The sequence below is a fragment of the Bacillus sp. SORGH_AS_0510 genome (genome assembly GCF_030818775.1).
In the GTDB taxonomy this organism is placed as follows: domain Bacteria; phylum Bacillota; class Bacilli; order Bacillales; family Cytobacillaceae; genus Neobacillus.
Genome location: NZ_JAUTAU010000001.1, coordinates 1,988,299 through 2,001,662 on the forward strand (window position 1 = coordinate 1,988,299; position 13,364 = coordinate 2,001,662).

Below are 13,364 nucleotides of genomic sequence, written 5' to 3' on the forward strand. Positions count from 1 at the left end.
CAAGAAGGAGTGAATCTAATGAGCATGAATTTTAATTTTTTCATGAATGATGTCGTTAACCAGGCACGTCAAGAAATCGTGTCAGCTGGATATAAAGAACTAAAAACACCTGCTGAAGTAGAAGAAGCTTTTGCACAAAAAGGAACAACCTTAGTAATGATTAATTCTGTATGTGGCTGTGCAGGAGGAATTGCCCGTCCGGCAGCAGCACATTCCCTTCACTACGACAAACGCCCAGATCATTTAGTTACGGTGTTTGCTGGCCAAGATAAGGAAGCAACTGAGAAGGCAAGAAGCTATTTCACTGGCTATCCACCATCCTCACCATCTTTTGCTTTATTAAAGGATGGAGAGATTCTTACTATGGTTGAAAGACATCAAATTGAAGGATTTGATCCTGCTACAGTAGTTGCTAAGCTTCAAGATGAATTTGAAAAGTATTGTGAAGAACTATAATAAATGGATTTAAAAAAGGAGCTGAATTCAGCTTCTTTTTTATTGATGAAATATGATTTATAGTGTATATTTATTAATTATTTCGCAACTTTAATCATTTATCAGAGGAGAATAGCCAATGAAGGACTTATTAGTAAATTATTTAGAAGCAGTTCAAAGTAAATTATGGGATATAAGTGACAATTTATATCATAACCCAGAGTTAGGCGATCAAGAATTTAAATCAATGAAACTATTAGTAGAGTTTTTGGAAGAAAATCATTTTTCAGTGGAAAAAGGAATTGTTGACCGGCCAACAGCTTTTAAAGCAGTTTATGATAGTAAGAAGGAAGGACCGACGATTGCCTACCTTTCAGAGTATGATGCTTTGCCTGAGATTGGGCATGGTTGCGGTCATAATTTAATTGGGACGATGAGCGCAGGAGCAGGAGTACTTTTAAGCAAAGTCGTAGATGAAATTGGTGGTCGTGTTGTTGTATTAGGAACACCAGCTGAAGAAACCAACGGTGCTAAAGTTCCGATGGCCGAACAGGGTCTTTTTGATGACATTGATGCAGCTATGATCTTGCACCCTGCTGATGAATCGTATGAGAGTGGTGATTCTTTGGCAATGGATGCGATTCAATTTGATTTCCGTGGCAGAACAAGTCATGCAGCAGCATCTCCAGAAAAGGGAATTAATGCACTTGATGCTGTTATTCAATTATTTAATGGAATAAACGCTCTAAGACAACATGTTACATCAGATGTAAGAATTCATGGAATTATTAAAGAAGGTGGCGTTGCAGCAAATATTGTCCCAGATAAAGCTGTTGCTCAATTTTATATTCGGGCGCAGAACCGTAGTTATTTAAATGAGGTTGTTCAGAAGGTAATCAGTATCGCTAATGGTGCATCATCTATGACAGGTGCAGAAGTGCATATCAGTAACTATGAATTAAGCTATGATAATATGGTCACTAATCAAACTCTATCTCAGTTGTTTTCTAATAATCTTTTATCTACAGGTGTAGAGAAGATTAAGAAAGCGAAGAATTCCTATGGTTCAATTGATATGGGAAATGTAAGTCATGTGGTTCCAGCCATCCATCCGTACATTGGTTTGGATTCACCTGGACTAATCGCTCATACACGGGAATTTGCAGATTTAACGATCACTGATAACTCTCACCAGATCCTCTCAAGGGGTGCTCTTGCACTTGCGATGACAGGATTTGATCTAATCACCAATAAAGAAGAGCTTGAAAAAATGAAAAATGAGTTTCGCCAGAATGTAGGATGCTAATTATATTTTTAAAGTACCCCTTTATTGAGTGGGGTACTTTTTTTTCTTTATATTAGATTGAATTTTTTGAATATTTTTATATTAAAATAATATCTTTTCAAATGCATTTTCATGTGTTATTATTCGTTTTGTTGAATAAAAATTCAGATGCAAAATTATAAAACTATATATTTTTAATAGGAGGAAGACAACATGAAAAAGTCTATTTTATTCTTATCTATCATTTTTACATTAGTTGTATTATCTGCTTGCGGACAGAGCAAGAAAGATGAGGCTACAAGCGGAGGTGAAAAAGTATTAACAATGGCAACCTCTGCCGATTTTGCTCCATTTGAATCTAGAGATAAATCCGGTAAAGTAATCGGTTTTGATATTGATTTAGCTAATGCTATTGCTGATGAATTGGGCTATAAGCTTGAAATTAAAGATATGAAGTTCGATGGATTAATCGGTGCATTACAAGCAAAACGAGTAGATATGGTTCTAGCTGGTATGTCAGCAACAGAAAAACGCCAAAAGAATGTTGATTTCTCAACTGCATATAACCATTCTGGTGAAATGTTTATTACTAAAAAAGACTCTGTTGTTAAGACAATTGACGACCTTAAAGGAAAAACAGTTGCAGTTCAATTAGGTACAATTCAAGAAGAAGGTGCAAAAAAGCTTCAACAAAAGGTAGATTTTACTCTTAAGCCATTAGATAACTCGACTACGTTAATCCAAGAGCTATTATCAGATCGTGTGCAAGTTGCTTATTTAGATAAATCAGTAGCAACTGGATATATTAAAGAACAAGGCTTAGCTGGATTTGATGATCCAACATCAAGTTCTCCTGGTATGGCAGTTGCTTTCCCTAAAGGAAGTGACCTTAAAGAGGATGTAAATAAAGCTCTTAAGAAATTAGAAGAAAACGGTAAGCTTCAAGAATTAAAAGATAAGTGGTTAAAAGACCAGCAGTAAGTGAATTGTAAACAAAATATCGAAGTGAGGTGTAAGGCATGAATTTGGATTTTAGCCAAATTGTGCCTTATATTCCTTTTATCTTAGAAGGAATATGGGTAACATTAAAATTTGTTGTTTTATCGATTGTTTTTGGATTTGTCCTAGGGACAATTATAGCTTTACTTAAAATTTCGCGTATAAAGGTATTAAATTGGTTCGGCGATTTTTATACATCCATTTTTCGTGGGACGCCTTTGATTTTGCAATTAATGTTAATTTATTTTGCAATCCCACAATTAACAGGTTATGATATTTCACCATTTTTATCATCAATCTTAGCCTTTGGATTAAACTCTTCTGCCTATGTCTCTGAAATCATTCGAGCAGGAATCCAAGCGGTTGATAAAGGACAAACAGAAGCAGCCCAGGCACTTGGTGTTCCATATAGTCTGATGATGAAGGATCTTATTTTACCACAAGCCTTAAAAAATATCTTACCGGCACTTATGAATGAATTTATTACTTTAACAAAGGAATCAGCTATCGTTTCAACCATTGGTTATTTAGATTTAATGCGACGTGCCCAAGTGGTGGGAGCGGATACGTATCGAAACTTCGAACCATTAATCTTTGTTGGGTTAATTTATTGGGTATTAGTTATGGTGCTAACGTTAATTGGTAAGCGGGTTGAAAGGAGGATGAAATATAGTGATTAAAGTTGAAAACCTCCATAAAAAATTCGGGGAAAACGAAGTGTTAAAAAATATCTCTACTAGTATCAATAGTGGGGAAGTAGTTTCCATTATTGGACCATCCGGTTCAGGAAAATCAACTTTTCTTAGATGTTTAAATTTACTTGAGACGCCAACACATGGTAATGTGTGGATCAATGGTCAAGAGATGACCAACCCAAAAACCAATATCATGAAGGTTCGTGAACAGATTGGAATGGTTTTTCAACACTTTTACTTGTTTCCACATAAGACGGTGTTGGAGAACTTGACTTATGCTCCGATGAAAGTAAAAGGAGAGAGTCGAGAGGTAGCAGAGAAGAAGGCAAGGGAACTGCTATCTAAAGTGGGTCTTAGTGAAAAAGAATCAGCATACCCGAATAATCTCTCAGGGGGACAGAAGCAGAGGGTAGCGATCGCACGTGCGCTTGCAATGGAACCGCAGTTAATGTTATTCGATGAGCCTACGTCAGCACTTGACCCAGAAATGGTAAAAGAAGTTCTAAATGTAATGAAAGACCTTGCACAGTCAGGAATGACCATGGCAATCGTCACTCATGAAATGGGGTTTGCTCGAGAGGTTTCGGATCGAATCATGTTCCTTGATGAAGGAGTTCTATTAGAGGAAGGCTCTCCAGATGAGTTCTTTAATAATCCACGTACAAGCAGAGCGAAAGATTTTTTAGAAAAAGTGTTGTAAAATGCCTTATGCTTAAAAATACGATTACTTGCAAAAAATGCTTAAATAGAGATATGTTTAAGATGATCATAATGATCATCTTATTTTTTTAAGGAGAAATGTATGAAATTTCGTATTGGTTATCGAACGATTAAGACGGCTGTGGGTACTGCTATTTCTATTTTAATTGCCCAACAGTTGGGTCTTCATAATTTTGCTTCTGCAGGCATTCTAACGATTCTTTGTATTCAAGTGACAAAAAGAAGTTCGCTTCGAACGGCGTGGGATCGATTTTTGGCGTGTGTTTTGGCTATGCCATTTTCAGCAATCTTCTTTGAGGGGATTGCCTATCATCCGATTGTGATTGGGGTGATGCTAATTTTCTTTATCCCTACCATTGTCATGTTAAAGGCGAAGGATGGGGTGGTCACGAGTAGTGTCATTATCTTACATATTTATATGTCCCAAAAAATATCTTTGGACATTTTTATAAATGAATTAGGAGTTATTGTTATTGGGATTGGCGTGGCACTTCTCATGAATCTTTATATGCCAAGTGTGGATAGTAAGTTGAAGCGTTATCAGGTAAAGGTTGAGGAGAATTTTAAGACGATTCTTTGTGAAATGGTTCGCTATTTACGCACCGGTGACAGTAAATGGGATGGCAAGGAAATTACTGAATGTTCCCTTCTTCTAGATGAGGCAAAAACTCTTGCTTTTAGGGATGTGGAAAATCATTTTCTTCGAGAAGACACCACTTATTTTCACTATTTTAAAATGAGAGAAAAACAGTTTGAAATCATTGAACGGGTGTTGCCGATGGTAACCTCTTTAACTAAAACCATAAAGCAAGGGAAAATGGTTGCTGACTTTCTTGAAGAACTTTCACTGAATATCCATCCTGGAAATACGGCTTATATCTATATTCAGAAACTAAGAGAAATGAAAAAGGAATTTGAAGAGATGGAGCTACCTAAGACTAGAGAAGAATTTGAAACACGTGCAGCGCTGCTACAACTGGTAAATGAGATGAATGATTATCTTATTATTAAAAGTTCATTTAAAGAGAAGAAAACTAAGATGCATGATAAAAAGAAAATCGAAGCAAACTAGGTAAAAAAAGGCAGGTGGCTGTGTTGATTAAACTCTTATCGCCGATCCTGATTGCTTTTTTCATTTCGCCTATTTGGCCATTAGGGACGAACCCGATGCCAGGAGATCCGTTTGTAATAGTTAACAAAAGCAAAAATGAACTGGCCTTTATTAATGAGAATAAAGTCCAAACCGTGGTTAGTGTCGGAACAGGAAAGACACAGGAGTTAACCCCTGAGGGTCTTTTTACGATTACTGTAAAGGCGAAAGAACCGTATTTTCGCAAAGAGAATATACCGGGCGGAGACCCTAAAAACCCACTGGGATCCAGATGGATTGGTTTTGATGCAAAGGATACTGATGGAAGGACCTATGGGATACATGGAACCAACCAGCCAGCTTCCATTGGCAAGTATGTCTCACAAGGTTGTATTCGTACCCAAAATGAAGTGGTTTCCTCCTTATATCCGTTAATTCCGATAGGAACAAAAGTATTAGTGGTGTCATCAAAAAAATCATTTGAAGCTTTGGCTCAAGAACAAGGTGCAATTAAATGATGAAAGGGACTGTTCATTTTCGAACAGTCCCTTTTATATGGTTATGACAAGAAGCTACCAATTCCTATAAGGAGGGTGGAAGCAAGCATTGCAAAGAGCATTAAATAGACAATAATTTTTCTTGTTTTTTTCTTAGACAAGTTTAGTACCTCCTTGTTTCCTATTAGCTTTATCTCTATTTTACATGGAAAAGCTCGATTGAACAACGGAACAACTAAGTAATTTAGGAAGGATTTATGAACTTTTTACCGAATAAGAGTAATTGTCGAATTTATTTTAATAGTGGAACAGAGGGGTATATATGATTAAAAAAGTCGACCATATTGGAATTGCGGTGAAATCTCTTGAAAATGCGCTACCATTTTATACGGATGTGTTAGAGCTCTCTTTATTAGGAATAGAAGTGGTTGAGAGTCAAAAGGTAAAAGTCGCTTTTTTACAAGTAGGTGAAACAAAACTCGAACTACTGGAACCGACATCTGAGGAAAGCTCGATAGCCAAATTTATTGAGAAACGCGGTGAGGGTATCCACCATGTAGCATTAGGGGTGGAATCAATTGAAGAGAGAATCCTAGAAATGAAAGAAAAAGGCATTCAAATGATTGATCAACAGCCAAGGCTTGGGGCAGCAGGGGCGCATATAGCATTCATGCATCCAAAATCGTCATCTGGTGTTTTGTATGAGTTATGCGAAAAGAAAGGGATGAATGGGTAAAATGATAGACATCTATGAAAAAATAAGTGAATTATACGATAAGCGAAGAGAAGTTGAACTTGGTGGCGGGGATGAGCGGATCGATAAACAGCATGAGAAGGGGAAATTAACTGCTCGAGAACGGATAGAGCTTTTAGTGGATAAGGGCACGTTTGTCGAATTGAACCCATTTATTGAGCATCGTACGAATGATTTTGGGTTAGATGAGCAAAAGGGACCTGGTGATGGCGTAGTAACAGGCTTTGGAAAAGTCAATGGCCGCCCTATCTATTTATTTTCACAGGATTTCACAGTGTTTGGCGGAGCATTAGGGGAAATGCATGCCAAAAAAATTGCGAACGTCATGGATTTAGCCGCCAAAAATGGTACGCCTTTTGTTGGGCTAAATGACTCGGGTGGAGCAAGAATTCAAGAAGGGGTCGTTTCACTTGATGGGTATGGACATATCTTTTATAGAAACGCTATTTACTCAGGTGTTATCCCGCAAATCTCCGTAATTATGGGACCATGTGCAGGAGGCGCCGTCTATTCTCCAGCGATTACAGATTTCGTTTTTATGGTAGAAAAAACAAGCCAAATGTTCATAACTGGTCCGAAGGTTATTGAAACAGTTACTGGTGAAAAAATTTCTCCGGAGGATCTTGGCGGGGCAAATGTGCATAACTCAATTAGCGGTAATGCTCACTTCCAAGCTAAGACAGAGGAAGATGTATTACAAAATGTTCGTAAGCTATTAAGCTATCTCCCTCAGAACAATGAGGAAAAAGCGCCAAGACATGAAGTAGAACATGAGAATGATTACCGCCCGGATCTAACGGATGTGATTCCATTTGATGCTGTACGCCCCTATGATGTTCGAAAAGTAATTGAACAGGTGACAGATGCAGATTCCTTTATGGAAATTCAAAAGGATTTTGCTAAAAATATCGTCGTTGGTTTTGCACGAATTAAAGGAGAGTCCGTGGGCCTTGTTTGCAACCAACCTAAGGTAATGGCTGGCGGGTTAGATATTGATTCTTCTGATAAAGCAGCAAGATTCATTAGAACGTGCGATTCTTTCAATATCCCGATTATTACCTTCGAAGATGTTACTGGTTTCTTCCCTGGAGTTAAGCAGGAGCATGGAGGAATTATTCGTCACGGAGCAAAGATATTATTTGCCTATTCTGAAGCTACCGTTCCTAAGCTGACTGTTATCTTAAGAAAAGCATATGGCGGGGCATATGTGGCTTTAAATAGTAAGTCGATTGGTGCAGACTTAGTATTTGCATGGCCTAATGCTGAAATCGCGGTAATGGGTCCTCAAGGTGCAGCTAATATTATTTTTGCCAAGGAAATTAATAATAGTGAAAACCCTGAACTGACCCGCCAACAAAAAATTGATGAATATCGTGAAAAGTTTGCGAATCCATATGTTGCTGCAAGCAGAGGAATGGTGGACGATGTCATTGACCCACGCGAAACAAGAATTAAAATTATTCAAGCATTAGAAATGCTTAGAAACAAAAAAGAGTCTCGACCATATAAAAAACATGGAAATATCCCGCTTTAAAATTAACTGACTGCTCTTTCATTTGATGATAATAGTTAGAAAGAGGTATACTTAAATAGAAAAAGCAAAAAGCGCCTTTCTGAGGCGCTTTCAGCTTGGTTATTGTAAGTACATATATTTGGAGGGTCAATCAAATGGTAAATCAAGAACGTCTTTTGAATGAGTTTTTAGAGCTTGTGCAAATTGACTCAGAAACAAAATTTGAGACTGAAATTGCAAAAGTATTAAAGCAAAAATTTTCTGATTTAGGTTTAGAAGTGTTTGAAGATGATACTACTTCTATCACAGGCCATGGAGCAGGCAATTTAGTATGTACGCTTCCTGCGACAAAAGAGGGTGTAGACCCTATTTATTTTACTTGCCATATGGACACAGTAACGCCTGCAAAAGGGGTTAAGCCTTCAATTAAAGATGGTTATGTTGTTACTGATGGCACAACCATCTTAGGTGCAGATGATAAGACGGGTATTTCTGTTATGCTTGAAACGATCCGCCTTCTTAAAGAACAAGATCTTCCGCATGGATTAATTCAATTTGTCATTACGGTTGGGGAAGAGTCTGGATTGGTAGGGGCAAAAGCAATGGATCCTTCCTTAATGAAGGCAAAATATGGATACGCTCTTGATAGCGATGGCTTAGTTGGGAATGTGGTTGTAGCTGCTCCAACCCAAGCAAAAGTGAAGGCAGTTATATACGGAAAAACAGCACATGCTGGTGTAGCTCCGGAAAAAGGGGTTTCTGCTATTACGATTGCGGCAAAATCCATTGCCAAAATGCCTTTAGGAAGAATTGACCATGAAACCACTGCAAATATTGGCCGTTTTGAAGGTGGTCAGGCAACTAATATCGTATGTGACCGCGTGGATATCTTAGCGGAAGCTCGTTCTCTTATACCTGAAAAGATGCAATCACAGGTAAGCAAGATGAAGGAAGCATTTGAAACAGTTGCTGCTGATATGGGTGGTAGAGCGGAAGTCGAAGTAGAAGTGATGTACCCTGGCTTCAAATTTGGTGAGGGTGACCTTGTGGTTGAGATTGCTCGCAAAGCAGCTGCAAAAATTGGTCGAAGCTGTGAGCTTCAGCATAGCGGTGGTGGCAGTGATGCTAACGTTATTGCAGGTTTCGGAATTCCTACCGTCAATCTTGCTGTAGGATATGAGGAAATCCATACAACAAATGAGCGTATGCCGCTTGAGGAGTTATACAAACTGGCAGAAATGACGCTTGCGATTATTGAAGAAGTTGCAAATCAATAAGAAAAGTTTAAAGGAGAGTCTTTGACTCTCCTTTTTGTTATACTAGACCTATAAATGGTTTAAGGATGATTAACATGAAGGAAATGTATCCAAAGAACGGACGAGTCATTTTACATGTTGATATGAACAGCTTTTACGCTTCAGTGGAAATGGCGTATGACCCTAACTTAAAGGGGAAGCCATTAGCGATTGCTGGAAATGTGGAAGAGAGACGCGGTATTATTGTTACTTGCAGTTATGAAGCTAGAAAATTTGGTGTAAAAACCACAATGCCGCTATGGGAAGCAAAAAAATTATGTCCACAGTTAATTGTGATGAAACCCAATTTTGAGAGATATCGTGCAGCCTCTATTGGAATGTTTACTATTCTTAGACAATATACCGAGCTGGTTGAGCCCGTATCGATTGATGAAGGCTATCTGGATATAACTGAGAGCTTTGAATTTGGCAGTCCCATTGATATTGCCAAAAGTATTCAAAAAAGAGTTCTAGAGCAGCTAGATTTGCCATGTAGTATTGGCATTGCGCCAAATAAGTTTTTAGCTAAGATGGCCTCAGATATGAAAAAACCAATGGGTATTACCATCCTTCGTAAGCGTGATATACCAAAGGTTCTGTGGACTTTAAATACGAATGAAATGCATGGAGTAGGCAAAAAGACCGCAGAAAAACTAACGACGATTGGAATCCACACGATAGGTGATTTAGCAAAAGGGAATGACATCCAGCTTAAAACCCTTTTGGGCATAAATGGACTCCGAATAAAAGAAAGAGCGAATGGAATTGACCATCGGCCTGTTGATCCGGGATCTATTGAAGAATTTAAGAGTATTGGGAATTCAACTACATTACCTCGGGACGTCAGCAACCAGCATGAACTTTTCCGTGTATTAGAATCTCTGGCAGAAACCGTTTCAGTTCGGATAAAAAGAAAAAATGTTCTTGCAACAACACTCGGAATAACCATTCGTTATAAAGACAGAAAGACAATAACTAGAAGCAAGAAACTTTCTAACCCGATCAATAATAAGGAGGATATTTCCGCTTTTGCAAAACAGCTTTTTTTAAAATCATGGAATGGTGACCCAGTAAGGTTACTGGGCATTACCGGCAATGATTTAGTGGATCAAGACCATGCATATAAACAGTTGGATTTATTTTCCTTTGAAAAGGATGCAAAAAAAGAACCCCTGCTTAAAACGCTATCCAGCCTCCGAGAGAGATATGGGAAAGAGATTATTGAAAACGCTGGCTCTCATAAAGCGGATCCTTCACATAATGTAGGAACGGCAACGAGTTTCAATAAGGATTTTCTTCGATCCTTTCCAATGAAAAATATAGAGGATGAATAAAAAGCTCCACTTTGCAATATACAAAGTGGAGCTTTTTATGATTTAAACTACTTACAAATATCTACGTCAAGGTCTGTTACAGGCCACCAGAAGAAGCCATCCTTTTCTAACAGTTCATCTGCCGCTTTTGGTCCCATTGAACCTGAAGGGTAATTTGGAAATTCTGCCTTTGTTCCTTCCCACATTTCTGAAATCTTATCTACAAAGGCCCAAGAATAGGCTACTTCGTCCCAATGTGTAAAGTTGGTCGCATCGCCGCGCATGCAATCATAAAGCAACTTCTCATAGCCTTCAGGAGTGTTCATAGCATTAATTCCTGTGTTAGCGAAGCTTAACTTTACTTCTTGTGCGTCTAGGTGGCCGCCCGCCTTTTTGGCATTAAGATGAAGGGTAATACCCTCTTCAGGTTGAATATGAATCACAAGGAGGTTTGGATTTAACATCTTTTCAGTTTGATAATATAAATTCATAGGAATGTCTTTAAACTGAACGACAATCTTTGTTGATTTGGCTGCCATTCTTTTTCCAGTTCGAATATAGAAAGGAACGCCTGCCCAGCGGAAGTTATCAATCATGACTTTCCCTGCAACAAATGTCTCTGTGTTCGATTCCTTGTCTACCATTTGTTCATCACGATAGGCTGGAACATTCTTGTCACCCATAGTTCCCTCATCATATTGACCGCGGACAAAGTAATCATTTACTTCTTCACCCGCAATTGTTCTGAGGGAGCGGAACACTCTTACTTTTTCGGATCGAATTTCATCGGTTGTTAATTTGATTGGAGGCTCCATCGCAAGCAAGGCTACCATTTGCATCATATGGTTTTGTAGCATATCACGTAAAGCTCCGCTTGTCTCATAGTAACGTCCGCGCTCTTCTACGCCAAGTGTTTCACTAGAAGTAATTTGGATATTAGAAATGTAACGGTTATTCCATAGTGGCTCGAAAATAGCATTGGCAAAACGGATTACTTCAATGTTCCGCACCATTTCTTTACCTAGATAGTGATCAATTCGATACACTTCATCTTCTGAAAATGCCGTTCTAATTTGTTCATTTAACTCTTTGGCAGATGGTAAATCATGACCAAATGGCTTTTCAATGACTAAACGCTTGTAGCCTTTTACGTCTGTTAATCCATCAGACTTTAAATGAAGCGCGATTGGACCGAAAAATTCAGGTGCCATCGCTAGGTAAAATATCCGATTTCCTTCAAGCTGATAGTTTTCATCAATCTGGTGTGCCAGTTTATTTAATTCTGCGTATGAGTTTGAATCTGCTACATCGTGTGATTGATAATAAAAATGAGAAGCAAATTCATCGAGATTGTCCTGATCACCTAACGCGGACAATACTGAATCCTTTACAGATTTCTGAAAATCATCATTAGATAATGATCTTCTTGCTACCCCAACGACAGCAAATTTATCTAATCTTCCTTTCTTAAACAATCGGTAAAGAGAAGGAAACAATTTTCTGTGTGCTAAATCACCGGTTGCTCCGAAGATCATAATTAATGAATTCATATTTTGTTCCACGGGTTAAAAGACCTCTTTCCTAATAGCATGTGTGTGCTTATGTAGTTTTAATTACAATTCTTTCATTCAATTATTTAATTTAGCGGTTTTCATTAGGTTTCGCAAATAAATTGATTTGCATGTAAGAAATATGCCTTTAAGTTTTTAAAGGTGCGAGGGAGAAATCAAAGTGAGTTTATGATATATTATCAATATTAGTTACAGGACCGGTAAGAAAGGAGATATACCATTTGGATTTATTTTTTCTAGGTACGGGAGCAGGAATGCCAGCGAAACTAAGGAATGTCACATCTATAGCCTTGAAGTTGCTTGAGGAGCGAGGGGCAATATGGTTATTCGATGTTGGGGAGGCAACTCAGCATCAGATTTTACACACATCTATTAAGCCACGGCGTATTGAAAAAATTTTTATTACGCACCTTCATGGTGATCATATATATGGGTTGCCCGGTTTATTGTCTAGCCGTTCATTTCAAGGTGGGGAGTCAGAGGTCACTGTTTATGGACCAAAAGGGATTAAACAATATATTGAGATGAGTCTGTCTTTAAGCCAGACCTACTTAAAATATCCGCTAGACATTATTGAAATTAGTGAGGGAGTTATTTTTGAAGATGAGCAGTTTGTGGTAGAAGTTCGGCTGCTCGAACATGGGATTCCTTCGTATGGGTACCGCATCACGGAGAAGGACAGGCCGGGGACCTTGCTTGCAGTTAAGCTAATCGAAGCAGGTGTTAAGCCTGGACCAATCTTTAGGCAAATAAAAAATGGGGAATCGATTACTCTTGAAGACGGACGGGTGATTCATCCAAATGAGTTCCTGGGTCCTGAGCAAAAGGGAAGAGTGGTCACCATTCTAGGCGATACAAGATACTGCGAAAATGCATTGGAATTGGCTAAAGAAGCAGATTTATTAGTCCACGAAGCCACCTTCTCAAAGGGTGAGGAAACACTTGCCTTCGAATACTTTCATTCAACGACCTATCAGGCAGCAGATATTGCTAGAAGGGCCGGCTGCAGGCAATTATGTTTGACTCATATCAGCTCACGGTACGACCGGAATGAGTGGCGCGAGTTAGTGGCTGAAGCAATGGAAACCTTTCCTAATACAGATATCGCGGAAGATTTTAAAGAGATTCATATTCCGCTTAAGTAAGAAAAGCGCAAGCGCCTTGGTCAGCCCCGACAGGCAAATGTTCTTTGGCAAG

Annotated in this window: 14 protein-coding genes; 12 read left to right on the plus strand and 2 right to left on the minus strand. The window is 38.5% G+C overall.

The window, feature by feature from the left end; translation table 11 throughout:
- The first annotated feature begins 18 nt into the window (after window positions 1-18).
- From QE429_RS10095 to QE429_RS10125, 7 genes are all read left to right on the plus strand, one after another.
- Window positions 19-456 (plus strand): BrxA/BrxB family bacilliredoxin, encoded by a 438-nt coding sequence (locus tag QE429_RS10095; RefSeq protein ID WP_307286875.1) that lies wholly within the window; start codon window positions 19-21, stop codon window positions 454-456.
- Between the two features lie 118 nt (window positions 457-574).
- Window positions 575-1,741 carry a M20 family metallopeptidase gene (locus QE429_RS10100; RefSeq protein ID WP_307286876.1) on the plus strand — a complete coding sequence of 389 codons (1,167 nt, stop codon included), beginning with the start codon at window positions 575-577 and terminating at the stop codon, window positions 1,739-1,741.
- Window positions 1,742-1,933: 192 nt separating this feature from the next.
- Window positions 1,934-2,701: an ABC transporter substrate-binding protein gene (locus QE429_RS10105; protein WP_307286877.1), complete on the plus strand. Its 768-nt coding sequence runs from the start codon at window positions 1,934-1,936 to the stop codon at window positions 2,699-2,701.
- A 38-nt stretch (window positions 2,702-2,739) separates the two neighbouring features.
- A complete protein-coding gene (locus tag QE429_RS10110) occupies window positions 2,740-3,399 on the plus strand; it encodes an amino acid ABC transporter permease (protein WP_307286878.1) in 660 nt (219 codons plus the stop codon).
- Window positions 3,392-4,114, plus strand: coding sequence for an amino acid ABC transporter ATP-binding protein (locus QE429_RS10115; protein WP_307286879.1), 723 nt, complete (start codon window positions 3,392-3,394; stop codon window positions 4,112-4,114). Before QE429_RS10110 ends, QE429_RS10115 begins: the two co-directional genes overlap by 8 nt.
- Before the next feature lie 102 nt (window positions 4,115-4,216).
- Window positions 4,217-5,206, plus strand: coding sequence for an aromatic acid exporter family protein (locus QE429_RS10120; RefSeq protein ID WP_307286880.1), 990 nt, complete (start codon window positions 4,217-4,219; stop codon window positions 5,204-5,206).
- 23 nt (window positions 5,207-5,229) lie between these two features.
- Complete coding sequence (locus QE429_RS10125; RefSeq protein WP_307286881.1) at window positions 5,230-5,742, plus strand: L,D-transpeptidase; 513 nt, start codon at window positions 5,230-5,232, stop codon at window positions 5,740-5,742.
- A 41-nt stretch (window positions 5,743-5,783) separates the two neighbouring features.
- On the opposite strand, the gene prli42 is transcribed toward QE429_RS10125, so the two are convergent.
- The gene (gene prli42, locus QE429_RS10130) at window positions 5,784-5,882 is read right to left on the minus strand and encodes a stressosome-associated protein Prli42 (RefSeq protein ID WP_307286882.1); all 99 of its coding nucleotides are present in this window, start codon (window positions 5,880-5,882) and stop codon (window positions 5,784-5,786) included.
- Window positions 5,883-6,043: 161 nt separating this feature from the next.
- Between prli42 and mce the strand changes: the two genes are divergently transcribed.
- From mce to QE429_RS10150, 4 genes are all read left to right on the plus strand, one after another.
- Window positions 6,044-6,457: a methylmalonyl-CoA epimerase gene (gene mce / locus QE429_RS10135; protein WP_307286883.1), complete on the plus strand. Its 414-nt coding sequence runs from the start codon at window positions 6,044-6,046 to the stop codon at window positions 6,455-6,457.
- Between the two features lies 1 nt (window position 6,458).
- Window positions 6,459-8,009, plus strand: coding sequence for an acyl-CoA carboxylase subunit beta (locus tag QE429_RS10140; RefSeq protein WP_307290760.1), 1,551 nt, complete (start codon window positions 6,459-6,461; stop codon window positions 8,007-8,009).
- A gap of 134 nt (window positions 8,010-8,143) precedes the next feature.
- Entirely contained in the window at window positions 8,144-9,265 is a 1,122-nt protein-coding gene (locus tag QE429_RS10145) for a tripeptidase T (RefSeq protein WP_307286884.1), read from the plus strand.
- A 74-nt stretch (window positions 9,266-9,339) separates the two neighbouring features.
- Window positions 9,340-10,617: a DNA polymerase IV gene (locus QE429_RS10150; protein WP_307286885.1), complete on the plus strand. Its 1,278-nt coding sequence runs from the start codon at window positions 9,340-9,342 to the stop codon at window positions 10,615-10,617.
- A 47-nt stretch (window positions 10,618-10,664) separates the two neighbouring features.
- Here the strand turns inward: QE429_RS10150 and zwf are convergent, their stop codons facing one another.
- The gene (gene zwf / locus QE429_RS10155) at window positions 10,665-12,146 is read right to left on the minus strand and encodes a glucose-6-phosphate dehydrogenase (RefSeq protein ID WP_373463245.1); all 1,482 of its coding nucleotides are present in this window, start codon (window positions 12,144-12,146) and stop codon (window positions 10,665-10,667) included.
- Window positions 12,147-12,388: 242 nt separating this feature from the next.
- On the opposite strand from zwf, the gene rnz reads away from it, so the two are divergent.
- On the plus strand, window positions 12,389-13,312 hold the full coding sequence (rnz, locus tag QE429_RS10160) for a ribonuclease Z (protein WP_307286887.1): 924 nt from the start codon (window positions 12,389-12,391) through the stop codon (window positions 13,310-13,312).
- The last annotated feature ends 52 nt before the right edge of the window (window positions 13,313-13,364 follow it).